Source organism: uncultured Altibacter sp. (genome assembly GCF_963972995.1).
GTDB lineage: Bacteria > Bacteroidota > Bacteroidia > Flavobacteriales > Flavobacteriaceae > Altibacter.
This window is the reverse complement of sequence record NZ_CAXAXI010000008.1, coordinates 25577-49123: the sequence shown is the minus strand read 5'-3', so window position 1 is coordinate 49123 and position 23547 is coordinate 25577. Positions and strand designations below refer to the sequence as shown.

General features: G+C 41.2%; 22 protein-coding genes. 14 read left to right on the top strand and 8 right to left on the bottom strand.

The annotated features are described in order from the left end of the window. Nucleotides 1-59 precede the first annotated feature (59 nt). Both AACZ11_RS05005 and AACZ11_RS05000 read left to right on the top strand, forming a co-directional pair. The gene (locus AACZ11_RS05005) at nt 60-1232 is read left to right on the top strand and encodes a proline dehydrogenase family protein (RefSeq protein WP_290627285.1); all 1173 of its coding nucleotides are present in this window, start codon (nt 60-62) and stop codon (nt 1230-1232) included. A gap of 403 nt (nt 1233-1635) precedes the next feature. Beyond that, nucleotides 1636-3372, top strand: a complete 1737-nt coding sequence (locus tag AACZ11_RS05000) for a helix-turn-helix domain-containing protein (protein ID WP_290627287.1) — start codon at nt 1636-1638, stop codon at nt 3370-3372. On the opposite strand, the gene AACZ11_RS04995 is transcribed toward AACZ11_RS05000, so the two are convergent. The 5 genes from AACZ11_RS04995 to AACZ11_RS04975 form a co-directional block, all read right to left on the bottom strand. Further along, the gene (locus AACZ11_RS04995) at nt 3369-3749 is read right to left on the bottom strand and encodes a hypothetical protein (RefSeq protein ID WP_290627289.1); all 381 of its coding nucleotides are present in this window, start codon (nt 3747-3749) and stop codon (nt 3369-3371) included. The genes AACZ11_RS05000 and AACZ11_RS04995 overlap by 4 nt on opposite strands. 6 nt (nt 3750-3755) lie before the next feature. Next, complete coding sequence (locus AACZ11_RS04990; protein WP_290627291.1) at nt 3756-4955, bottom strand: alanine dehydrogenase; 1200 nt, start codon at nt 4953-4955, stop codon at nt 3756-3758. Between the two features lie 60 nt (nt 4956-5015). Continuing rightward, nucleotides 5016-5543 (bottom strand): hypothetical protein, encoded by a 528-nt coding sequence (locus tag AACZ11_RS04985; RefSeq protein ID WP_290627293.1) that lies wholly within the window; start codon nt 5541-5543, stop codon nt 5016-5018. Between the two features lie 264 nt (nt 5544-5807). Beyond that, complete coding sequence (tsaE, locus tag AACZ11_RS04980) at nt 5808-6221, bottom strand: tRNA (adenosine(37)-N6)-threonylcarbamoyltransferase complex ATPase subunit type 1 TsaE (RefSeq protein ID WP_290627295.1); 414 nt, start codon at nt 6219-6221, stop codon at nt 5808-5810. 91 nt (nt 6222-6312) lie between these two features. Beyond that, entirely contained in the window at nt 6313-7863 is a 1551-nt protein-coding gene (locus tag AACZ11_RS04975; RefSeq protein WP_290627297.1) for a bifunctional response regulator/alkaline phosphatase family protein, read from the bottom strand. Between the two features lie 116 nt (nt 7864-7979). Between AACZ11_RS04975 and AACZ11_RS04970 the strand changes: the two genes are divergently transcribed. The 12 genes from AACZ11_RS04970 to AACZ11_RS04915 all read left to right on the top strand — a co-directional run bounded on the left by AACZ11_RS04970 (nt 7980) and on the right by AACZ11_RS04915 (nt 20023). Further along, entirely contained in the window at nt 7980-9209 is a 1230-nt protein-coding gene (locus AACZ11_RS04970) for an HD domain-containing protein (protein ID WP_290627299.1), read from the top strand. Nucleotides 9210-9318: 109 nt separating this feature from the next. Beyond that, nucleotides 9319-10344 (top strand): UDP-3-O-(3-hydroxymyristoyl)glucosamine N-acyltransferase, encoded by a 1026-nt coding sequence (lpxD, locus tag AACZ11_RS04965; protein WP_290627301.1) that lies wholly within the window; start codon nt 9319-9321, stop codon nt 10342-10344. Further along, nucleotides 10337-11746, top strand: a complete 1410-nt coding sequence (locus AACZ11_RS04960; protein WP_290627303.1) for a bifunctional UDP-3-O-[3-hydroxymyristoyl] N-acetylglucosamine deacetylase/3-hydroxyacyl-ACP dehydratase — start codon at nt 10337-10339, stop codon at nt 11744-11746. The genes lpxD and AACZ11_RS04960 overlap by 8 nt, the downstream gene beginning before the upstream one ends. Further along, nucleotides 11743-12528, top strand: coding sequence for an acyl-ACP--UDP-N-acetylglucosamine O-acyltransferase (gene lpxA / locus AACZ11_RS04955; RefSeq protein ID WP_034258391.1), 786 nt, complete (start codon nt 11743-11745; stop codon nt 12526-12528). Before AACZ11_RS04960 ends, lpxA begins: the two co-directional genes overlap by 4 nt. A gap of 29 nt (nt 12529-12557) precedes the next feature. Beyond that, the gene (efp, locus tag AACZ11_RS04950; RefSeq protein WP_290627306.1) at nt 12558-13124 is read left to right on the top strand and encodes an elongation factor P; all 567 of its coding nucleotides are present in this window, start codon (nt 12558-12560) and stop codon (nt 13122-13124) included. A gap of 9 nt (nt 13125-13133) precedes the next feature. Then, a complete protein-coding gene (locus AACZ11_RS04945; RefSeq protein WP_290627308.1) occupies nt 13134-13898 on the top strand; it encodes a class I SAM-dependent methyltransferase in 765 nt (254 codons plus the stop codon). Between the two features lie 6 nt (nt 13899-13904). Continuing rightward, a complete protein-coding gene (locus AACZ11_RS04940; RefSeq protein ID WP_290627309.1) occupies nt 13905-14843 on the top strand; it encodes a UDP-3-O-(3-hydroxymyristoyl)glucosamine N-acyltransferase in 939 nt (312 codons plus the stop codon). Next, nucleotides 14840-15253, top strand: coding sequence for a nuclear transport factor 2 family protein (locus tag AACZ11_RS04935; RefSeq protein ID WP_290627311.1), 414 nt, complete (start codon nt 14840-14842; stop codon nt 15251-15253). Before AACZ11_RS04940 ends, AACZ11_RS04935 begins: the two co-directional genes overlap by 4 nt. A gap of 94 nt (nt 15254-15347) precedes the next feature. After that, nucleotides 15348-16220, top strand: a complete 873-nt coding sequence (sucD, locus tag AACZ11_RS04930) for a succinate--CoA ligase subunit alpha (RefSeq protein WP_290627313.1) — start codon at nt 15348-15350, stop codon at nt 16218-16220. A 108-nt stretch (nt 16221-16328) separates the two neighbouring features. Continuing rightward, nucleotides 16329-17075, top strand: a complete 747-nt coding sequence (fabG, locus tag AACZ11_RS04925; RefSeq protein ID WP_290627315.1) for a 3-oxoacyl-[acyl-carrier-protein] reductase — start codon at nt 16329-16331, stop codon at nt 17073-17075. Nucleotides 17076-17153: 78 nt separating this feature from the next. Next, on the top strand, nt 17154-19187 hold the full coding sequence (locus AACZ11_RS04920) for a vWA domain-containing protein (RefSeq protein WP_290627317.1): 2034 nt from the start codon (nt 17154-17156) through the stop codon (nt 19185-19187). A gap of 20 nt (nt 19188-19207) precedes the next feature. After that, on the top strand, nt 19208-20023 hold the full coding sequence (locus AACZ11_RS04915; protein WP_290627319.1) for a prohibitin family protein: 816 nt from the start codon (nt 19208-19210) through the stop codon (nt 20021-20023). A 50-nt stretch (nt 20024-20073) separates the two neighbouring features. Here the strand turns inward: AACZ11_RS04915 and AACZ11_RS04910 are convergent, their stop codons facing one another. The 3 genes from AACZ11_RS04910 to AACZ11_RS04900 are packed head-to-tail and all read right to left on the bottom strand — an operon-like array spanning nt 20074 to nt 23415. Continuing rightward, on the bottom strand, nt 20074-21825 hold the full coding sequence (locus tag AACZ11_RS04910) for a sodium:solute symporter family protein (protein ID WP_290627321.1): 1752 nt from the start codon (nt 21823-21825) through the stop codon (nt 20074-20076). Nucleotide 21826: 1 nt separating this feature from the next. Next, nucleotides 21827-22417: a hypothetical protein gene (locus AACZ11_RS04905; protein WP_290627322.1), complete on the bottom strand. Its 591-nt coding sequence runs from the start codon at nt 22415-22417 to the stop codon at nt 21827-21829. Beyond that, complete coding sequence (locus AACZ11_RS04900; RefSeq protein WP_290627325.1) at nt 22414-23415, bottom strand: OmpA family protein; 1002 nt, start codon at nt 23413-23415, stop codon at nt 22414-22416. Before AACZ11_RS04900 ends, AACZ11_RS04905 begins: the two co-directional genes overlap by 4 nt. Nucleotides 23416-23547: the final 132 nt, after the last annotated feature.

Genomic DNA, 23547 nt, shown 5'->3' with positions numbered 1-23547 from the left:
GTTTTGTTGTTTAAATAGACACCAAATCTAACTATATTTGTGAACTTTATTTTCAATTTATGGTATCAAAATCCCTTTTTGATAATACTGAAACCGCCTTTGCTCTTAAAAGTGATTCAGAATTAGAACGCGCCTATTTCCTCTTTAAAATGATTGCTAACGAACCCTTGGTTCGCATTGGAACGGCTGCTACCAAACTGGCGTTAAACATGCACCTTCCGGTAGAAGGTCTTATACGCTCAACGGTATTCGATCATTTTTGCGGAGGGGTGAATGAAAAAGATTGTATGTCTACGGTCGATAGCCTTGAAACTGCCGGTGTTTCCTCGGTGTTGGACTATTCCGTAGAAGGGAAAGAAGAAGAGAAACAATTTGATGCTACCCTCGAAAAGATCATAGAATTAACCCGCTTTGCCAAGAACAAATCGGCTATGCCGTTCTCTGTTTTTAAACCAACAGGGCTGGGTCGTTTTAAGATCTGGCAAAAAGTAACCGAAGGCGATACCCTTTCGGAAACCGAATTGGGGGAATGGGAGCGTATAAAGCAGCGATATCACGCTGTTTGTAAAGTGGCACAAGAATGCGATATCGCATTGTTGATTGATGCTGAAGAATCCTGGATGCAGGGAGCAGCCGACGCATTGTGTGAAGAAATGATGGAAACCTATAATAAGGAAAAACCGATCGTTTTCAATACATTACAGTGTTATCGCTGGGACCGTTTAGAGTATCTAAAGGAGATTCATAAACACGCAAAGGCGAAAGGCTTTCTGTTAGGTTTTAAGGTAGTGCGCGGCGCGTATATGGAAAAGGAACACGACCGTGCTGAAGAAAAAGGGTATGCTACCCCAATTTGTGCCAGTAAGAGCGCAACCGATGAGAATTTCAATACGGTAACCGACTATATCTTAAACCATTTAGGTGAAATATCCCTGTTCTTAGGCACGCACAACGAAGTGAGCAGCTACTTGGCAATGGAGACCATGGAGACCAATAATTTGTCCAAGAGCGACGGCCGAATATGGTTTGGACAGTTGTACGGGATGAGTGATCACATTAGTTTTAACCTTGCAAAGGAAGGCTATAATGTAGCGAAGTACATACCGTTTGGTCCGGTAAAAGACGTTATGCCTTATTTAATAAGGCGTGCCGAAGAGAATACTTCGGTTGCCGGTCAAACCAGCAGGGAACTTACGCTACTAAAGCGCGAGAAGGAACGACGGAAATTGTAGTTGTAGATCACTGTATTCGTAAAAAGCACGAACCGTATCGTGCTTTTTAAATCAAACTAACCAACTATGAAAACAATTAATAGGGAGTATTGTCTCTTGAAATTCAACTAAAGGGCTTTTACTTTTCAACTCCCCAGTTTACTCAAGTAAAAGCCTTTAGCTGAGGTAAATAAAATGAAATTAACACTGTAAATTTTCAGGTTTTTTCCTTCAATTGCAACACAACACAAACGCCATTCTTGAATAGCCAGTCTCTATTCACGAATCACGACCACACCACACGGACGTAAATAATTGGCAGGCAGTTAATTATAATTACATCGTCCGGATTTCTTCAATCGTTCACAAATAGAAGAGTACAAGGTTATTTTTTTATAACTTTAGAACGTAAGTGATTTCTTTCATGCGCTACCTTGTCTACATACTCCTTTTTTTTGGAAGTCTTTCTGCCCTACAGGCACAATCTAAGCTGCCGCAAAACCTGCTGTCATTGGGAGATGAGGAATTGTTGGCTTTATTTAATGAAATGGATGGGGATTCGATTGCGCAGGAGCGCGTTGCACGCACTTATTTAAACAGAGCCCGAAAAGAAAAAGACACTATTAAAATGGCGCGCGGCTACGATCGCCTGGCGCGTATCTTTCATCACGAGAAGAACATCATGTTTGCGGACAGTATCATTGCGTTAACTGAGGATATGAAACATATAACGTATCCTGCGTTGGGGTATATTATTAAGGGAAATCAATTTTATTTACTTGGAGATTTAACAAAATCGACTACTGCTTATTTAAAGGCATATGAGATTGCTATTGAACAAGAAAATATTCAACAGCAAGTTTTTATAATGGACCTCTTAATCTTTGCAAAATCAATTTGGGGTAATAAAAATGACGCTCTTGAACTTCAGCATAGAAGATTTAACATTTTGCAAAGTGAAAATTATAAGAATGAAATAAAAAAAGCAACGCGTAAGGGAGCAAATATTGATATCGAGCAGTTATTCATAGAAGATGAGATAGTTGCCCTAGAAAATTATATATTTTGTTACATGAATCTGAATAAATTAGATTCAGTAAAAGTATACTTTAAAAGAGTTTATGATAAAATGGATAAATATAATTGGGTAAATAAAGATACTCATTTAAACTGGTTAAAGTTGACAGAATTGGAATTGCATTATAGGGATCGTAATTACACTAAGGCGTTAAATCAGGCTGATAGTATACTCAAAGCTAAAGAACATGATGATTTTACATTATTCAATTTATTTTTATTTAAAGGGTTGGCTAACTTAGAACTCGATAATATATTAAAAGGAATTGAATCTCTTAAATCTGCCGATTCGATAGTAGATAATTCTGAAGTACTATTAAGACCATTCGATAGAGTTTTATATGAAAAACTCTTAAGTTTTTATGAGAGTACAGATAGCACTGAGAAAAGAATAGAGTATCTTACTAAATTAATTTATTTAGATAGTGTTTTTAAAATAAAGTACCAATATTTCGATCCTCAACTAATTAAAAATTATGAAACTCCTTTACTATTGGCAGAAAAAGAAGAGTTAATTAATGAACTCCAACTTAAAAACAAATCCGCCAATACATCTAAATGGGCCATCGTAGGATTGCTGTTTTTTAGTACACTCGGTTTTTTTTATTACTTCAAAAGGCAATTAATTTATAAAAGAAGATTTGAGAAGTTGGTTGTCTATTCGGAGAATGGAACAAATCATAAGAGGGGAGAGTCGAGCGTTCAAACAAAACCTTCAGGAGAACTAATTGAAAATATTCTTAGCAATCTTTCAGACTTTGAACGTAAAAGAGAATACCTCTCACCTAAGATATCCCTTGGGTACTTGGCCAAACGGTTTGATACCAATTCTAAGTACCTTTCGCAAGTGATCAATTTGGAGAAGGATAAGAATTTCACGCAATACATCAATGATCTAAGGGTCACCTATGCCTTTAAAGAACTGGCGGCAAACCCCACCTTTAGAAAGTTTACCATAAAAGCGATCGCTAACGAGTGCGGTTTTAAGACAGGGGAATCCTTTTCACGGGCATTTTATAAAAAGTTTGGAATTTATCCTTCCTATTATCTTAAAAGTCTGGAGAAGAAGCAGTCTGCCAATTAGGGTTCCTCTTGTACCTCTGCCGAAAGCACAGTGGCCTTTTTTTCACAATTTTCCACGAATATCTTCAATTCCTTTGAGTTAACAGTTCCTTCAATCGTGTACTGTTTGCAGGAATCTAGCGTCGTATTGCTTTCAGAAAAAAGCACATTCCCCTCTTGAAGTAAGACACTAACAACAGCGGTGTCGATACTATGATTACGCAATGTTCGAATGGCAGCATCTGAGATCGTTCGTTCTTTCAGCCTGATATTCTTTAAGGTGCGGGCATTGGGTCCGTAATCACAGGAAGCGCGTTTTCCGCCTAGAAAAAAAAGTAAAATAACGATACCAATACTGAATCCTCCCAGATAATAGGCGATACGATGTGCTAATTTCATGTTTGTTTAAAATATAAGTAGGTTGATATCACTGTAGGAAAGATCGAACCATTCGGCTACCGACTGACTTGTAAGTATGCCGCGGTAAAAATACAACCCATTTCGCAAACCACTGTCAAATCGAATGGCATTTTCCAGTCCGCCGCATTCGGCAATATCCAATAGGTAGGGCGTGAAAATATTACTGATCGCAATAGAAGCTGTTTTCGGATAACGTGCCGGAATGTTGGGCACCCCATAATGTATCACTCCGTATTTAATTTGCGTCGGTTCTTTGTGAGAGGTCATTTCGGTCGTTTCAAAGCAGCCGCCCATATCCACACTCACATCAATAACCACCGCGCCATTCTTCATATTCTCCACCATGGTCTTGGATACAATGATAGGGGAACGGTCTTTTCCGCGTACTGCACCAATCGCCACATCACAGCGACGCAGGGCTTTCATAAGATTTTTAGGTTGTAGGGTAGAGGTATACAGGGTTCTGCCGACATTGCACTGCAGATTGCGCAATTTAGTGATGGAGCTGTCAAAAACCTTTACGTTCGCTCCTAGCCCTAAAGCTGACCGAACCGCAAATTCACCTACCGTGCCGGCGCCTATCACCACGACTTCCACGGGAGGCACACCGCTAATATTGCCGAACAGCAAGCCATTCCCTGCTTTGGCATTGACCATGATCTCTGCCGCCACCAATACCGATGCCGTTCCTGCGATCTCACTCAAAGCTTTAACCACGGGGTAGCTGTGGTCTTCGTCCTTTATGAATTCGAATGCCAAAGCCGTGATCTTCTTTTTAGCCAAGGCATCAAAATACTTTTTTTGTTGTGTTTTTAGTTGCAAGGCAGAAATGATCACCGTCTTAGGCTTGATGAGTTCGATCTCTTCCAGGGTGGGGGGTTCCACCTTGAGAATGATTGGACATTCGAACACTTGCGTTCGATCTTTGGTAATTTTCGCACCGGCTTCACTGTACTGCTGATCGGAATAGCCGGCCTCGTCTCCGGCAGACGCTTCCAGCAGAACGCGATGTCCGTTATTTACGATGGCCCCTACGGCATCGGGTGTTAAACAAATGCGTTTTTCTTGAAAGTAGGTTTCTTTCGGAATTCCGATAAACAGTTCTCCCTGTTGTTTGAAGACTTCCAGTTTCTCTTCTTGGGGAAGCAGTTGGGCTTTGGTGAACGGTGAATTGGATGTGGCCATAGGTGCTACAGGTTGGTAGTACCAAGGTACATATTTAATTTAAAATGTAAAACTTACCGATTAGCGAAATAGGTCTTTGATTTGTTCAAAGGTGGATTTCTTTGCCATAAGATCTTCTTCAAATGATTTAAGGTCATTACCCCTTACTTGATTAAAAAGCTTAGCGCGAATTAGATAAACCGCAGGAACAATAATAAGCATAAGCGGTACCAAGTAAACTAATTCCAGTTCGTCTAAATTATTACTTTCATTGATTACCCCCCACAATTGGAAGGCATACATGGCAATAGGAACGAGGATGATCCAGTGCCACCAATGACGACACGTAAAGAACCATAATAATAGAAGGTACAATGGTATGGCTTTGCCAGTAAAATACCAAGCAAACGAATACCAATCAGGAAAACTTGTAGTAGCTGTAAAAAAAGAAGTTTCCCAAACTTGAGTGTCCGGGAAACTTTTGTAGGAATAAAATAAGAAGGGGGAAATTGCTACTAGTAATACAATTAACCCACCTACAACTAATGATCTTTTACCCGTTTTGGAGGGGCTTAAGTGTTTTGTCGACTTGTTGTGGTGTTTGTCCATCTTCTATGCTTTCCGGAGTACAAGAGATAAATAATCCAGCCCCGAAAATTGCAACGATTAAAAAGTACTTTGTTAATTTCATAATATTTGTTTTTGTGAGGTTTATCATACAAACCTAGCACGAAAAAAAACAAGTATTTCAAGTATGTTCGCCGTATCTTTATAAGTTAACCTTAAGCCAAAAAAAGTCCTGCTTAAAACTACTGCGATTTGGGGCGAGCATGATTAAGAATCCTTGTGTTTACTATGAAATTTCGTTGCAATTTATTTCACCGGCATCATTTTTAACGTTCTACTTCCGTTTTGGTTTTTTGTTAGTTGTATGCTTGTACTGTCCTTTGGTAATAATTTTTCAATTTTATTTGGCCATTCAATAAAATTCCAATGACCTGAATAAAAATAATCTTCTATTCCTATATCCATCGCTTCTTCATTGCTCTCGATTCGGTAAAAATCGAAGTGATATAACATATCATCTTTCAGCATATATTCATTCACAATAGAAAATGTTGGGCTCGTAACTGTATCAGTCACACCTAAGTGCTCTGCAAGTGCCTTGATAAGCGTAGTTTTTCCTACACCCATATCTCCATAAAATAGTAAGGTCTTGGTGGGGGCTGCCAACAAGAGTTGATCGGCTATTGCCGGAATGTCTTGGAGAGTATATGTCAACTGCATGTCACTAGATTGCGAGCAAATATAGAATAATTTCTCGATTATTAACAAAAAATATCGATTATCTGTATCTAAATAAGAAAATTCCTACAAATTATTTAGGTTCCAATACGGCAAAGGGAATGATCATCTCTTCCAAAGAAACACCGCCGTGCTGATACGTGTTGCGATAATAACTCACGTAATGATTGTAATTATTGGGATACGCAAAGAATAGATCACCTTTTGCAAAAATGAATGAACTACTCATATTTATAGTAGGCAAGTGTATCTTTTTAGGGTCTCTGGCGGCCAATACATCCTTATCTTCATAGGTAAGACTCTTACCTGTCTTATAGCGTAAATTGAGGCTGGTATTCTTATCACCAATCACTTTAGAAGGATTTTTCACGTTGATAGTGCCATGATCGGTGGTAAGGATCAATTTAAAGCCTAATTGGGCTGCTTGCTGGATAATCTCCATGAGGGGAGAGTTCTTAAACCAACTTTGTGTAAGCGAACGGTAGGATTTATCGTTGGAAGCCAATTCTTTGATCACTTCCATTTCCGTTTTGGAGTGCGAAAGCATATCCACGAAATTATATACGACTACCGTAAGATCCTCATCCTTATGCGTCTTAAAATTCTCCACAAGTCGCTTTCCTTGTTTTAAACTGGAAATTTTATGATAACTCCAATTTACTTGCAACCCCAGGCGTTTTAACTGTGCTTCTAGAAATTGCTCTTCGAACATGTTCTTGCCGCCTTCTTCGGTATCGTTGAGCCAATAATCCGGATGCAGTTTTTCCATTTCGCTGGGCATTAACCCGCTGAAAATGGCATTACGGGCATATTGTGTCGCTGTTGGAAGGATGCTGTAGAACAGTTCTTCGTGCGTCTTCTTATAACTACTCTTTAAAAAGGGTTCAAATGCCTTCCATTGGTCGTAGCGCAAGTTGTCAATGACTACAAACAGGGTCTGTTGTCGATCTTTTAGCTGTGGGACGACCTTTTCTTTGAATAAGGTGTGCGACATCACAGGAGCATCATTGCCGCTCTCGAACCAAGCCGGGTAATGCTTGTCGATGAATTTACAGAACTGGCTGTTAGCCTCTATCTTCTGAGATTCCAAGATCTCAAACATTCCGGTATCTTCTATGTTCTCCAACTCTAATTCCCAATACACAAGTTTTTGATACAGTTCGGCCCAACCTTCAAACGTATTGATCATGGACATATCCATGGCGATCTTACGGAATTCTTGTTGGTAATTGGAAGTGGTCTTTTCTGAAATTAAGCGCGAATGATCCAAGTTCTTCTTCAAACTAAGAAGGATCTGATTGGGATTTACCGGCTTGATAAGATAGTCGGCGATCTTCGATCCAATGGCTTCTTCCATGATGTACTCTTCCTCGCTCTTTGTGATCATTACCACGGGAAGGGCAGCCTGATATTCTTTGATCTCGGCTAACGTCTCCAAACCGGTAAGTCCGGGCATGTTCTCGTCCAAAAAGACGATGTCAAAATTCTGATTCTTAATTTCAACGAGCGCTTCGGTACCACTTTGTGCCGTAGTTACCTTATAGTTCTTATTTTCAAGAAAAATGATATGGGGTTTTAGCAAATCAATTTCGTCGTCTACCCAAAGTACTTTAATGTCGCTCATATATGTATATTTGTTTATTATTGGAATCGTTGTTGAGAGATTCTCTACGTACCTTTCAAAATTAATTCCAAAGTCACGCACAGAAGTGCGTTTCATTACTAATTAAAAGTTAAAGTTTGAATTCCACAGGCAAACTCAAAATTATAAACGACCCCATCTATGGTTTTATTACCATACCTAACACCTTGGTCTTTCAATTAATCGAGCACACCTATTTTCAAAGGTTGCGTCGAATTTCTCAAATGGGGATGTCGTATTTGGTATATCCTGGGGCGCACCATACTCGTTTTCACCATGCACTGGGCGCCATGTTTCTTATGCAACGGGCCGTTCAAGTCCTGCGGCAAAAGGGTGTTGCCATTTCAAACGATGAAGAAGAGGCGTTGTGTGTTGCGATTCTCTTACACGATATTGGACACGGACCTTTCTCCCACGCTATGGAGCACAGCATCGTTGAAAATGTAAGCCACGAGTATATTTCTCTCTTGTTTATGGAGGAATTGAATCGAAACTTTAACAACAGATTAACGCTGGCGATACGAATATTCAAGGATGAATACGACCGAAAATTCCTGCATCAGCTTATTTCTGGACAGTTAGATATGGACCGATTGGATTACTTGCGTCGCGATAGCTTCTATACAGGGGTTCAAGAAGGAACCGTTAATTCTCAGCGTCTTATTACGATGCTGAATGTTCACAAGGACACCTTAGTGGTCGAAGAGAAGGGCGTTTATTCGGTTGAAAAATTCATCATTGCACGTCGTTTTATGTATTGGCAGGTCTATTTACACAAAACAGGTATCGTTGCAGAACAATTGTTAATGAATCTTCTTAAGCGTGCGAAAGAACTAACACAAAGGGGTCACCAATTACCGGCCAGCGAAGCTTTGTCCTTTTTTCTGAAGAACCCTATCGATAAAGCTCAATTTTCAAAGGAAGTCTTGGACACTTTTGCAAAACTGGACGATTACGATATTGTTTCGGCGATGAAATCCTGGATGACCCACGACGATTTTGTACTCCGCAATTTAGCTGAAATGCTTTTAAACAGAGACCTACTCAAGATCAAGATCAAAAAGAAACCTTTTTCAGAAATACAGATTCAAGAAAAGAGGAGTGCATTAAAAGAAAAGTACAATTTGAGTGACGCTGAAGCCAAATATTTTGTTTTTAACGGGGAAATAGAGAATCTGGCTTATAGAATGGATAAAGATGCGATTTACCTGCTTACAAAAACAGGGAAAGTGGTAGATGTGGCTAAGGCCAGCGATCAACTTAACTTAAAAGCATTATCTAAAACCGTAGTGAAATATTATCTGTGCTACCCAAAACCGAAATACTAATCCTTTTTTTCTATTTTTGCATGGGTATCAAAAATAATGCGCTATTAATTTTTGATTTTGAAGGATTTATGTCGTAAAGCACAGCCAAAGAACAGTAACAACTCGTTAAATGAAATTTACAGCAGCCCAAATCGCAGGAATTCTTAATGGTGAAGTTGACGGAAATGAAGACGTAGAAGTTTCGAAACTTGCAAAGATTGAGGAAGGCAGCGAAGGAAGTCTTACCTTTCTAGCCAATCCTAAGTACACACATTTTATCTATTCTACCGATGCTTCCATTACCATAGTGGACAAGGGCTTCGTTGCTGAAAATTCCATTTCAACAACATTGATCCGCGTGGAGAACGCTTACAAAGCGTTTTCACAGTTGTTAGAATATTACAATCAGGTGAAGATGAATAAAACGGGCATTGAGAAGCCGGTTTTTATTTCTGAAAGTGCTACTTACGGAGAAAATATTTACGTGGGTGCCTTTGCCTATATTGGAGAGAACGTATCTATAGGGGAGAACGTGAAGATTTATCCTAATGTATATATAGGAGACAATGTTACTTTGGGGGACAATGTGGTAGTTTTTGCCGGTGCTAAGATCTATTCTGAATCGATCGTTGGAAATCATTGTGTAATACACAGCGGTGTGATCTTGGGAGCAGACGGCTTTGGGTTCACACCTAATGATAAAGGAGAGTACACTAAAGTACCGCAAACGGGTAACGTGATATTGGAAGATAATGTGGATATTGGAGCAGGTACTACCATAGACCGTGCGACCTTAGGATCTACGGTGATTCGAAAAGGGGTCAAACTGGATAACCAAATACAGATAGCCCATAATGTAGAAATTGGTGAGAATACAGTCATTGCCGCACAAACGGGCATTGCCGGGTCAACAAAGATTGGTCGTAATTGTATGATTGGCGGCCAAGTGGGTATCGTTGGGCATATTACCATTGGTGATAATGTGCGAATACAGGCGCAAAGCGGAATTGGACGAAATGTAAAGGATAACGAGACCTTACAAGGCTCTCCCGCATTAAATTACGGCGATTTCAACAAAAGTTATGTACACTTCAAGAATCTTCCCAAATTTGTCGAACGATTTAATACTTTTGAAAAAAAAATAAACAATGACTGACTGCATGGTAAAACAGCGAACGATTGGTAAGGAGGTATCCTTAACAGGAGTCGGACTACACACAGGGAAGGAAGTGACCATTACTTTTAAACCTGCTCCCGAGAATCACGGGTATGCTTTCGTACGGGTGGATCTTGAAGGGAACCCCGTGATCGAGGCAGATGCGAATTATGTGGTCAATACCCAACGCGGAACCAATTTAGAGAAGCTGGGTGTGAAGATCCAAACGTCCGAACATGTGCTCGCTGCCTTAGTGGGCATGGAAGTAGACAACTGCTTGATGGAGTTGAATGCTTCTGAACCTCCCATAATGGACGGATCCTCCAAATTCTTTGTGCAGGCCATCTCTGAAGCTGGGATCGTAGAACAAGAGGCTCCGCGGGAAGAATATATCGTCAAAGAAGTGATTTCCTATCTTGATGAAGAAACAGGCAGCGAAATTACAGTGATTCCTGCCGATGAATATCAGGTAACGACTATGGTCGATTTTGGTACTAAGGTCTTGGGAACACAGAATGCATCACTGAAACATCTCTCCGAATTCAAAGATGAGATTGCCGATGCGCGTACCTTTAGCTTCCTTCATGAGATTGAGATGCTACTAGAGCACGGACTGATTAAAGGCGGCGATTTGAACAATGCTATTGTCTATGTAGATAAAGAACTTTCTCCAAAGACCATGGAGAAATTGCGGGAGGCCTTCGGAAAAGAAAAGATATCTGTAAAGCCTAATGGAATACTGGACAACCTAACTTTACATTATCCCAACGAGGCTGCCCGTCACAAGCTATTGGATGTAATTGGAGACCTTGCCTTAGTTGGAACACGCATTCGCGGGAAAGTAATTGCTAATAAGCCCGGTCATCATGTAAATACCCAATTTGCAAAGAAGCTTTCTAAATTAATCAAGATAGAAAGCAGAAATAAGATACCTCAGTTCGATGTGACACTTCCTCCCGTGAAGGATGTGAACCAGATCATGGAAATGTTACCGCACCGTCCCCCTTTCTTGTTGGTGGATAAGATCTTGGAGCTATCAGAGACGCATGTAGTGGGGTTAAAGAATGTTACAATGAATGAGCCCTTCTTCGTGGGGCATTTCCCCGGGGCGCCAGTTATGCCCGGTGTGCTCATTGTAGAAGCAATGGCGCAGACCGGAGGAATTTTAGCATTGAGTACCGTGCCCGACCCGGAGAACTATCTTACCTTTTTTATGAAGATAAACAATGTAAAGTTCAAGCAGCAAGTAAATCCGGGAGACACACTTATCTTCAATTTAGAACTTATCACGCCTATTAGAAGAGGAATCGTGCACATGCAAGGAAATGCGTATGCCAATAACAAACTAGTGACTGAAGCCGAACTTATGGCCCAAATTGTCAAAACAAAAAACGTAGAATGAATCAACCGTTAGCATACGTCCATCCGGGCGCCAAAATCGCAAAGAACGTGGTCATTGAACCATTTACTACCATTCACAACAATGTTGTGATAGGTGAGGGCACATGGATAGGTTCCAACGTGACCATCATGGAAGGAGCACGTATTGGAAAGAATTGTAATATTTTTCCCGGAGCGGTCATTTCGGCTATCCCACAAGATCTTAAATTCAATGATGAGGATACCACCGCAGAGATAGGAGATGGAACGACCATTCGTGAATATGTGACCATCAATAGAGGTACTTCAGATCGCGGTAAGACAGTAATAGGTAAGAACTGCTGGATCATGGCGTATTGCCACGTCGCTCACGATTGTATCGTGGGGGATCATTGCATCTTCTCCAACAATAGTACGCTCGCCGGACATATTACCGTGGGTGATTACGTAGTGTTGGCGGGAATGACCGCGGTACATCAGTTTTGTATGATAGGGAACCACGCCTTCGTTACGGGTGGGTCGCTAGTACGAAAGGATGTGCCACCGTATGTAAAAGCAGCTCGGGAACCTTTGTCGTATGTAGGGATCAATTCTATTGGCTTACGCCGAAGAGGTTTTTCTCCTGAAAAGATTCGGGAGATACAGAATATTTACAGAATCCTCTACCAAAAGAACTATAATAATACACAGGCAGCAGAGATCATCGAAGCAGAGATGGAAGCAACGCCCGAGCGGGATGAGATCCTTCAGTTTATCAAGAATTCCAAACGAGGGATCATGAAGGGCTACTTCAGTTCAAACTAATTAATTTTCAGAAAAAAGAAATCGTATATATGGCAACAAGCTCAGACATTAGAAAAGGATTATGCATTCGATACAACAATGATATCTATAAAATTATCGAATTTCTTCACGTGAAGCCCGGAAAAGGTCCGGCATTCGTACGAACTAAACTTAAAAGTGTAACTTCAGGAAAGGTTATTGATAACACATTCTCTGCAGGACACAGGATCGAAGACGTACGTGTGGAAACGCATAAGTTTCAGTATTTATATAATGAAGGGGAAACCTATCATTTTATGAATACAGAGGACTATTCTCAAATTAGACTACAAAAGGACGCCTTGGATGTGCCCGAATTGATGAAAGAAGGAGAAATTGTAACCGTGATCATTAATACCGAGGATAATTCACCACTTTCGGTGGAAATGCCTGCGCACGTGATCTTGGAAGTTACCGCCACCGAACCCGGCGTGAAAGGCAACACGGCGACCAATGCAACAAAACCGGCTACTGTGGAAACCGGAGCTGAAGTAAACGTGCCATTATTCATCAATGAAGGAGACAAAATTAGAATCGATACTGAAAAAGGCCAATATCAGGAGCGTATTAAAGAATAGTACGTGACCATGAAGAGAAGCCTTGAGGAGATTGCCAAAACCGAAGCCGAATATTGGAACGAAAATAAGTTGGACCGACGGAAGATCAAGAAACTTCGGAGGCATGCTTTTTATTATTCCTATAAGAGAGAGGCCGGCATTCTTCGAGAGATCGTAGCAACTTTTAAGGGTAAAGAACTATTGGAAATTGGTTCTCACTCTTGGATGGCTTGGATCAAGAATAAGACCACTCCAAAAAAGATAACTTGCATCAACATTTCTGAAGTAGAGCTTCAAAAGGGAACCACACATGCTAAGGAGGTTGACTTTCCTATTGATTTTCACCTTATGGATGCCAACAACCTTACGTTTCCGGATGCTTCATTTGATGTGGTCTATGGTGGTGCGATCTTGCATCATCTCGACATAGAGAAAGCTATGCACCACATTCATCGTGTTTTGAAACCCGGCGGTTACATTTTATTTACGGAGCCGTTGAACATTAACCCGCTCTACAAGGTCTATCGCAAGTTAAATCCGAAGGAACGCACGCCGGATGAACATGCGCTGGTATCTTCAGATTTTAAACTTATCCGAAATAAATTCACCTTCAAACATCATTTTTTTGATTTTTTTAGTGTTATTTTTGGGTTTGTGGCATTAAAACTCTATGGCGATAAAAACTATGATAATTGGATCAATAAACTTGGGTACCAATTAGATGTGCTTTTATCGAAAGTGCCTTTTATGCACTTCTTATTTGCCCGCGTGATCATTTACGGAGAAAAAAAATAAAACACCATGAAATTTGCACACCCCCAGACCTTAGAGGAGATTGCAGCTATAATTAGTGCAGATTACGTTGGCCCCGCCGATTTTCCGGTGTTGGGGATGAACGAGATCCATGTGGTGCGTCCAGGCGACATTGTATTCGTTGATCACCCAAAATATTACGAGAAAGCTTTGAATTCTCAAGCAACCATTATTCTTATCAATAAAGAGGTAGCATGCCCTCCACGAAAGGCATTATTGATTTCAGACGATCCTTTTAGGGATTTTAATAAACTTACCAATTATTTTAGACCGTTCAAGCCGGCCACAGCGGTTATTGCTCCTTCAGCATCTATAGGAAATAATACTGTTGTGCAGCCCAATACATTTATTGGGAATAATGTGGTAATTGGTGATAATTGCACCATCCATTCTAACGTATGTATCTACGACCATACGGTCATTGGAAACAATGTTACGATCCACTCCGGAACGGTCCTAGGCGCAGATGCCTTTTATTATAAGAACCGTCCGGAAAAATTTGATAAGCTTATTAGTGGTGGCAATGTTGTTATTATGGATAACGTAGACATTGGAGCGCTCTGTACCATCGATAAAGGGGTAAGTGCTTCTACCATCATTGGAGAAGGGACAAAATTAGACAATCAGGTCCATGTGGGTCACGACACAGTAATTGGCAGTCGCTGTCTTATTGCGTCGCAGGTGGGTATCGCGGGTTGTGTACTTATTGAGGATTTTGTAACAATTTGGGGACAAGTAGGAATTACAAGTGGCATTACTATTGGCGAAAAGGCGGTTATTTCGGCTCAAAGCGGCGTGAGCAAATCGCTGCCGGGACATAAATCTTATTTCGGTACACCAGCCGATGAATTCAGAAAAAAATACAAGGAATTGGCATCCATACGCCTTATTCCTGATATAATTGATAAACTTGATAAAATACAATGAGTAAAGCAGCAAAAGAAATCGTTCGAAATTTTTATCGTTCCAATATATTAAATGACGATACCATTCTCGACCGTTTTTTTCATAAAGACATCGTTCTAATCTGGAACAGTTCCAACGGCCTATCTATTATGCATTATGACGATCTGGTTAATTTCTTTTCGGAAGTACGTCGGTCTTATAACGATCTACGTGTTGAGGTAAGCCACTTGCTGTCCGATGATAATCACGTTACCATTCGATATAAATATTACATCCGTACTATGGAAAACCCAGATGAAGAATTAGGGATTGCCCATTTTATCGCAATCTGGGAGATAAAGGATGACAAACTTTATCGTGGTTATCAAGTGAGCCAACCGGTAACCGATAAAGACGATACCACAGAATCCTATCACAAGGTTAAAGTGTAAAATCCTTTAAAATCGTAGAGAATTACAGTATCTTTGCCATCGATTTTTAGATCGATCGCCAACAAATTTTTAATCATAAATAGTAAGAGACAGCATGAGTGTTTTAGTTAATAAGGATTCAAAAATAATTGTTCAAGGGTTTACCGGGAGTGAAGGTACATTTCACGCCGAACAAATGATAGCCTATGGAACCAATGTGGTTGGAGGTGTAACTCCGGGTAAAGGAGGACAATCGCATCTTGACCGGCCCGTTTTCAATACAGTAGAAGAAGCTGTGAAGGAAACAGGAGCCAATACCACCATTATTTTTGTCCCTCCTGCTTTTGCTGCCGACGCCATTATGGAGGCCGCCAATGCGGGAATCAAAGTAATCATTACAATTACCGAAGGAATCCCTGTTGGTGACATGATTAAAGCGGCAGATTATATTAAAGATAAGGACTGTCGATTAATTGGGCCAAACTGTCCCGGAGTGATTACGCCGGGTGAAGCGAAGGTTGGGATCATGCCCGGTTTCGTTTTCAAAAAAGGAAAAGTAGGGATTGTTTCTAAATCGGGAACCCTTACCTATGAAGCAGCAGATCAAGTGGTAAAGCAAGGATTGGGTATCACGACCGCCATTGGAATTGGTGGAGACCCTATTATTGGGACCACAACCAAAGAGGCTGTAGAGTTGTTGATCAATGATCCTGAAACAGAAGCGGTGGTTATGATTGGTGAGATCGGTGGGCAATTAGAAGCCGATGCAGCTAATTGGTATAAGAACAGCGGAAGTAAAAAACCTATTGTTGGCTTCATCGCGGGCGAGACTGCACCTGCCGGACGCACCATGGGTCACGCAGGAGCGATTGTTGGCGGAAGCGATGATACGGCACAGGCCAAAAAGAAGATCATGAGAGCATGCGGTATTCATGTAGTAGATTCACCTGCCGAAATAGGGAAGAAGGTTGCCGAAGTAATGGGCTAATACCTTGATGATATACGTATAAGCCTCCTAACAAAGTTGGGAGGCTTTTTTTATGGCAAAGCCGAAGTGATTTCCTATATTTGAAGGTATTCAAAAACGCATAACACAATGAAATTATTAGAAGGTAAAACAGCCATTATTACAGGGGGTAGTCGCGGAATTGGGAAAGGAATTGTTGAAGTATTTGTACAACACGGGGCAAACGTCGCTTTTACATACAGCTCTTCGGCTGAAGCTGCCGAGGCTTTGGCAACAGATCTTTCCAAATCAGGTGTAAAGGTCAAAGCATATCAAAGTGATGCTGCTAATTTCGATCAATCTCAAGAGCTGGCCAATGCCGTTCTGGAGGAATTTGGAAGTATCGATATTTTGGTGAATAACGCGGGGATCACCAAGGATAACCTTCTAATGCGTATTTCTGAAGAAGACTTCGACAAGGTGATCGAAGTAAATTTGAAGTCGGTGTTTAACATGACCAAAGCCGTACAACGCGCAATGCTCAAGCAGCGTAAAGGCTCTATCATCAATATGAGCTCTGTAGTCGGGGTAAAAGGAAATGCCGGACAAACCAATTATGCTGCTTCAAAAGCCGGAATCCTTGGTTTCACAAAATCGGTTGCACTGGAATTGGGTTCTCGTGACATTCGATGTAACGCCATAGCCCCTGGTTTTATTGAAACCGAAATGACCGGAAAACTGGACGAAGCTACCGTACAGTCGTGGCGCGATGCTATTCCTTTAAAGCGAGGCGGTACACCCGCAGACATTGCGAATGCATGTGTGTTCTTGGCGAGTGATCTTTCAGCCTACGTGACAGGACAAACGTTGAATGTCGACGGGGGAATGCTTACCTAAAAGAACACCACTACCGTGCCAGGAAGAAATGAAAGCTGTCAAAAGGCATTTCTTTAAAGCGCACACCTTAAAAATTCTATGACCGCAGAAACCATACTCTATATTGTAATAGCCGCTGTGATCGCTTTGGCTGCGGCAATTTTTATGTACGGGTATAGGGTCTCGTATTCCAAGTCCTTAAAATGGATCTTTGGCATTCTTAGGTTTCTTACTATTTTTTTGATCCTGTTGCTATTGATCAACCCGAAGTTTAGAAGTGAAACCTATACGGTCGTAAAGCCAAAACTTCCTGTCCTTATTGATAATTCGAGTTCTATATCCCAATTGGACCAGTCTGCCAATGCTTCAGAGGTATTAACATTGTTTCAGGAGAACGACGCTTTGAATGACAAGTTTGATATTTCCTATTATCGCTTCGGAAGTGATTTTACCACCCTTGATTCTTTATCGTTTTCAGAAAGGAACACGAATATTTCGAAGGCACTTACCGGTGTCGATCGATTGTTCCGAAACGATATCGCCCCCATCGTATTGATCACTGATGGGAATCAAACGATTGGAAACGATTACGAATTTTCGGTCGCGACAACAAAAAGTCCAGTCTTCCCGATAGTTTTGGGTGATTCCATTACCTACACCGATCTAAAAATTGAGCAGCTCAATACCAACAGATATGCTTTTCTAAAGAATGATTTTCCTGTGGAGGCCATTCTGGTGTATAACGGGAACAGCACGTTTAATACACAATTCATTGTCTCACAAGGCACCGCTGTTGTATATAGGGAGAATGTCACTTTTTCTCAAACCGATAATTCCAAAATCATTTCTTTTACGTTACCGGCTTCCAGTGTAGGGCTTCAGAAATATACGGCACAAATAATTCCTCAGGAAGAAGAGCGCAACAAGGTGAACAACAGCAAACGCTTTGCCGTGGAAGTGATCGATCAGTCCACCAATGTACTTCTAGTAAGTAGGATTATTCATCCCGATTTGGGTGCCTTGCAAAAATCCATTACTACCAACGAACAACGAAAGGTCACTGTCAAGAAACCTGAAGCCGCTGTTTCCTTGCTAAACGATCATCAGCTGGTAGTTATTTATCAGCCCGATAGATCATTTGCATCTCTCTACCAGGAATTGGAGCGACTTCAGAAGAATGTTTGGGTGATCACCGGGATGCAAACCGATTGGAATTTTCTAAATTCTGTACAGAACAATTATAATAAGGAAGCAAGCAGCGAAGCCGAGGACGTATCCGGGATGCTTCAATCTAATTATGGCACATTTGCGGTCGAGGATATTGGCTTTGATTCGTTTAGACCTCTTACTACTTCTTTTGGCTTGTTAGAGATGAGCGTACCGCATGAAACATTGCTGGAGCAAACCATTAACGGCTTTACTACAGGAAACCCCATGCTTGCAACCTTTGAGATCAATGGTAGGAGAGGAGCTTTATGGGACGGAGAAGGATCGTGGAAGTGGCGGGCCGAGACGTATTTAGCTACGAGCGAATTTCAGGCCTTCGATCAGTTTGTAGGCAAGTTAGTGCAGTATCTCGCATCCAATAAACGGCGAAGCCGCCTCGAAGTCTCCGGTGAAACTTTTTATTACAATAATAACCCAATACGTATCACAGCACAGTATTTCGACAAGAACTTTGTTTTCGATCCTAGAGCGGCGCTCACCATAACGGTTCTAAATACAGAGACGGATGCACGTGTTACCTTCCCAATGTTGCTTCGAAATAACTTTTATGAAGTAGATCTTAATAGCTTACCGGCCGGAGAATACCAATATACAGTGCTCGTAAAAGATGAGGCGATGAGCCGAAGTGGTACTTTTACAATCTTAGATTTTAATGTAGAACAACAATTCCTCAATGCAGATGTAACAAAGCTAAGGAGGGTTGCGACTAATACCAAGGGTAGTGGGTTCTACGCTTCGGAAACTGAGAAGTTGATCGCCAACCTGTTGGCAGACGACCGTTTTCAATCCATTCAAAAAAGCGAACTAAAAGTAGTACCTTTGATCGATTGGAAATACCTGCTGGGTCTTATTGTTCTTTTGTTGGCTTCGGAATGGTTTATTCGCAAATACAACGGACTTATCTAATTTAAAACATAAAATATCTCATGGAAAAATTACCTAAAATCGGGATCCCCGTAATTATTATTGTTATTCTTTTGATCATTGTCATTGCCAAGTCGGCGGTCACTATAGGCTCAGGTGAGGCAGGTGTGCTCTACAAGACCTTTGGAGGTGGTGTGGTCACTGATGAGTCACCTTTGGGAGAAGGGTTTCATATCGTGGCTCCTTGGAACAAAGTGTATATTTATGAAGTGCGACAACAAGAGTTGTTTGAGCAAATGAAAGTGTTGTCCTCCAACGGGTTGGAGATCCAGATCGATGCCTCTGCTTGGTTTCAACCTGTATACGGCGATCTTGGAAAACTTCATCAAACCTTGGGAGAAAATTATTTACAACGTGTGATACAGCCTGCCATTCGAAGTGCAGCACGTAGTGTGGTAGGACGCTACACTCCGGAACAGCTTTACAGTAGCAAGCGTGATGTGATTCAAGATGAGATCTTTGCGGAAACCAAGAAGATCTTGGACAATCAATTTGTACAATTAAATGAAGTATTGGTAAGAGATGTTACCTTGCCTGCGACTATCAAGGACGCTATTGAGCGCAAATTAAAGCAGGAACAGGAATCTTTGGAATATGAGTTTCGTCTGGTAACAGCAGCCAAAGAGGCCGAGAAAGTAATCATTGAAGCGCAAGGTAAGGCAGATGCGAATCGCATTCTAAGTGCCTCATTAACCGATAAGATCCTTCAGGATAAAGGAATTGAAGCAACCTTGGAGCTGGCCAAATCCCCCAATGCGAAAGTGGTGGTGGTTGGTTCCGGCGAAAGTGGTCTGCCACTGATCTTGGGAAATAATTAATAGAAAGAGCTTGTCTTTTTATCAAACCGCTTCAGAACTGGGGCGGTTTTTTATTTTCGCTTCCACAAAGTAAAGATAAGGAATGCAGATACGCCCGCAATCAAAATAAGAATGGCCGCTCCCATGGTATTTCCGTAGATCACATAGCCGGTCGCGAACAAGGATACATACACAAACAAGATGCCTAACAGCATGGAAGCAAGATCTCGCGTGAATACATCTTTTGTGTTCTTGAGAGGAATGTTCTTTTCTTCTGCGATCTTCTTAAAAGGGCTCCATCCTTTTCCATAAGGCGTAATTGCATTATAGAAACTAGCCAGTGTTTGGGTGTCTGTAGGCCTCGTTAGCAGCGTTACAGTGATCCAGCTTACGGTGGTGACGGCGACACCAATCACAAGTTTCTCATGATCTTCCAACCCAAGCTCTACGAATTCAAAAACAAGGGCCATAACAAAGGAAACGACCATGCCGGTAATCTCGCTGTACGCATTCACGCGCCACCAGAACCATCTTAGGATAAAGATCAGCCCTGTGCCGGCTCCAATTTGTAATAAGATCTGAAAAGTGCTAAGAGCGCTACTTAACGCTAACGCAAGCAATGCGGCAAAAGCCATTAGCAACACTGTAGAAATCCTTCCAATAGCTACGAGTTCTTTTTCTGAAGCTTCCGGTTTTATAAATCGCTTATAGAAATCTAATGAAATATATGAAGACCCCCAATTAAGGTGTGTAGAGATGGTACTCATAAAGGCAGCGATCAGGGAGGCAACTACCAAACCTAATAATCCTGCGGGAAGGTTGGTCAACATTGCCGGATAGCCTAGGTCATGTCCCAAAACCGCATTCGGGAATTCATTTCCTATATCGGAAAGCTGCGGATAAAGCACCAGTGACGCCAAAGCAATGATGATCCATGGCCAAGGGCGAAGCGCATAATGGGCCACGTTAAAAAGCAAAGTAGCACCTATGGCATTCTTTTCGTCTTTTGCCGAAAGCATTCGTTGCGCAATGTAACCTCCTCCACCGGGTTCGGCACCGGGATACCACACGCTCCACCATTGTACGGCAATAGGAATAATCAATAAAATTAAAATCGATTTTGTATCGCTAAAATCGGGTAAGAAATTAAGTTTTCCCACAACATTTTCATGCGCCAATAAATTATTAAGCCCGCCTATCTCCGGCATAGATACAATGTAGTAGGCAGCCCATACCGAGCCTATCATTGCTATGATGAATTGAAGAAAGTCTGTGAATATGACACCCCGCAATCCGCCAATAGAACTATACAATACCGTTACAATAGAGGCATACAAGACACATTCCCAAGGTGCAAGATCGAACATAATACCTCCAATCTTGATCGCTGCCAAACATACGGAGGCCATGATCATCACATTAAAGAATACACCCAAATAGAGAGCTCTGAAACCTCGCAGAAACGCAGCTTCTTTGCCGCTGTAGCGCAGCTCGTAGAATTGGAGATCGGTGAGTACCTTAGAGCGTCGCCACAATTTGGCATACACAAATACCGTTAACATTCCTGTGATCAAAAAGGTCCACCACACCCAATTGCCGGAGACGCCATTTTGGCGTACAATATCGGTTACCAAATTAGGCGTATCCGCAGAGAAGGTGGTGGCTACCATGGAGATCCCTAATAACCACCACGGCATATTTCTACCCGACAAAAAGAATTCTTGGGTATCCTTTCCCGAACGTTTCGCAACGACAATCCCAATCAATAAGAAAATAGCGAAGAATGAAACGATAAGGATCCAATCGAGGGATGCTAACTGCATATTAGTATACTTTTAAAGCTTTGGCCTGCCCAACCCAATTATCCCGTTCAATCCTGCCGGGGAAGAAATCAATGAGCTCTGTTATGGTACGGATATCCTCGTCCTCCAATCTGCTTATCTGCTCGAAAGTATAGATCCCAATCTCGTTTAGTTTTTGCTCAATATAAGGACCAATGCCATTGATTTTGGTCAGATCGTTTCGTTCCGAAGCATCTGCATATCCAAAATTGTCGAAATTAAGCTCAGGCACCGTTTTGGTATAGGTAACATAACTTGTGCGTGCCTTTTCCATGATCTTTTCGGGAGCAGGGGCAGCTGCCGAAGTAGCAGCCATTTTATTCTCTTCCTGTGTTTCCTTGACAACTTCAATGATTTTCGGACGAATTTCAGTGAATATAGTATCTATATCATGCACGTTGGAATGGGTTCGGAGGGCATTAACCTCCTTTTTCAAGCGATTTATCGTTCTTCGATACTTCGATTTATTTAGCCACCAAGACGCAAAATAACCAATAAGAAAGGTACTTAACATTAGGATAAAGATCCCGCTATAAGTCGGTAATTGGTTTAAGAATTCGCCCGTGTCTGTCATTTGTCTAAATAAAATTTTACTTCAACCCTTCGGTTGGCATCCCTACCTGCATCACTTCGGTTGGTATCGAGAGGTTCTGCTTCGCCTTTGGAAACAGCTTTAATTTTAGTAGGACTAATATCGCCTTTATTTATTAAATACCAACGTACTTGACGCGCATATTGGAGCCCTAGAATATAATTATCATTAGCATTTCCAACATTATCGGTATGCCCAACCACTTCGATTCGAATGTCGGGATTCTGTTTTACAATGGCAACTACTTCAGCAAGAAGCGTTCGCAAATTTTCGTTTACTAAGATTCCGGTGGTAGTAAAATTAGGATATGCGATCCTGCTTTCAGGAATTTTACTTGTAAGTTCTTTTATACGAGCCGTATCTAAGGGTTTAAAGAAAAAGGTAAAGCTATTGCTAAATGAATTGTTCGCATCAAATTCTATCGATTTGATGTGCGGCTTAATAACAATTCTTTCTGAAGGAATGCCTGTTTTAATTAAAATTTCTTTCAATTGTTGTCCTCGCTGAATACCTAAGTTAGGCGACTGTATGTCTTCTGAAGCACTATATTGAGAAGAAATATGAATCTCTCTATTGGGATGCTCCAAAAAGTAGGTATTCAATTTATATTTAAAATCAACAGCGCTTTGGGGAATCTTTAAAACTGCACTGTTCTTGGTGATGGTAATACCTTCCGGGAATAAGAAAATGATATCCCCTTCATTAGAGATCGCCTTTAAACCCGACGGAGCTTCCGAAATTTCCTTTAGATTTTCCTGTGTTACGAAAATGGAATCTTTAATGGACTGTATGGGCAGGATGGAATCTCCCTCTTCATACAAATCATTGGAGATGCCGTTATTTGCGTTTTGTTGCTGAGTAGAGGTTGTGTTCAAGTTCGCCTTAGCGGTTTCTTTACCCGGCTGCAGCCAGAAATACAACCACAATCCAAAGAACGACCACACCAAAAAGACAGCAAAGGCTATTAAAAAATTTTTCATTTCGGGGGTGAGGTCTGTATTACAACGGATTATGGTTACTAATGGGTCTTAAACAAATCTATAAAAATTAATCGGCTTTATTTTTATAAACATTCACATCTTTTTCAACGAATTTTGAACAAAATTTTATCT

Excerpts from the sequence above, each read along its gene's own strand:
- fabG (WP_290627315.1), top strand. The coding sequence starts at position 16,329 with ATGAAATTATTAGAAGGTAAAACAGCCATTATTACAGGGGGTAGTCGC.
- AACZ11_RS05000 (WP_290627287.1), top strand. The coding sequence starts at position 1,636 with ATGCGCTACCTTGTCTACATACTCCTTTTTTTTGGAAGTCTTTCTGCC.
- AACZ11_RS04960 (WP_290627303.1), top strand. The coding sequence starts at position 10,337 with ATGACTGACTGCATGGTAAAACAGCGAACGATTGGTAAGGAGGTATCC.
- AACZ11_RS04915 (WP_290627319.1), top strand. The coding sequence starts at position 19,208 with ATGGAAAAATTACCTAAAATCGGGATCCCCGTAATTATTATTGTTATT.
- AACZ11_RS04935 (WP_290627311.1), top strand. The coding sequence starts at position 14,840 with ATGAGTAAAGCAGCAAAAGAAATCGTTCGAAATTTTTATCGTTCCAAT.
- AACZ11_RS04905 (WP_290627322.1), bottom strand. The coding sequence starts at position 22,417 with ATGACAGACACGGGCGAATTCTTAAACCAATTACCGACTTATAGCGGG.
- AACZ11_RS04900 (WP_290627325.1), bottom strand. The coding sequence starts at position 23,415 with ATGAAAAATTTTTTAATAGCCTTTGCTGTCTTTTTGGTGTGGTCGTTC.
- lpxD (WP_290627301.1), top strand. The coding sequence starts at position 9,319 with ATGAAATTTACAGCAGCCCAAATCGCAGGAATTCTTAATGGTGAAGTT.
- AACZ11_RS04940 (WP_290627309.1), top strand. The coding sequence starts at position 13,905 with ATGAAATTTGCACACCCCCAGACCTTAGAGGAGATTGCAGCTATAATT.
- AACZ11_RS04945 (WP_290627308.1), top strand. The coding sequence starts at position 13,134 with ATGAAGAGAAGCCTTGAGGAGATTGCCAAAACCGAAGCCGAATATTGG.
- AACZ11_RS04920 (WP_290627317.1), top strand. The coding sequence starts at position 17,154 with ATGACCGCAGAAACCATACTCTATATTGTAATAGCCGCTGTGATCGCT.
- AACZ11_RS04910 (WP_290627321.1), bottom strand. The coding sequence starts at position 21,825 with ATGCAGTTAGCATCCCTCGATTGGATCCTTATCGTTTCATTCTTCGCT.
- AACZ11_RS04985 (WP_290627293.1), bottom strand. The coding sequence starts at position 5,543 with ATGGACAAACACCACAACAAGTCGACAAAACACTTAAGCCCCTCCAAA.
- AACZ11_RS04990 (WP_290627291.1), bottom strand. The coding sequence starts at position 4,955 with ATGGCCACATCCAATTCACCGTTCACCAAAGCCCAACTGCTTCCCCAA.
- AACZ11_RS05005 (WP_290627285.1), top strand. The coding sequence starts at position 60 with ATGGTATCAAAATCCCTTTTTGATAATACTGAAACCGCCTTTGCTCTT.
- lpxA (WP_034258391.1), top strand. The coding sequence starts at position 11,743 with ATGAATCAACCGTTAGCATACGTCCATCCGGGCGCCAAAATCGCAAAG.
- sucD (WP_290627313.1), top strand. The coding sequence starts at position 15,348 with ATGAGTGTTTTAGTTAATAAGGATTCAAAAATAATTGTTCAAGGGTTT.
- AACZ11_RS04995 (WP_290627289.1), bottom strand. The coding sequence starts at position 3,749 with ATGAAATTAGCACATCGTATCGCCTATTATCTGGGAGGATTCAGTATT.
- tsaE (WP_290627295.1), bottom strand. The coding sequence starts at position 6,221 with ATGCAGTTGACATATACTCTCCAAGACATTCCGGCAATAGCCGATCAA.
- AACZ11_RS04975 (WP_290627297.1), bottom strand. The coding sequence starts at position 7,863 with ATGAGCGACATTAAAGTACTTTGGGTAGACGACGAAATTGATTTGCTA.
- efp (WP_290627306.1), top strand. The coding sequence starts at position 12,558 with ATGGCAACAAGCTCAGACATTAGAAAAGGATTATGCATTCGATACAAC.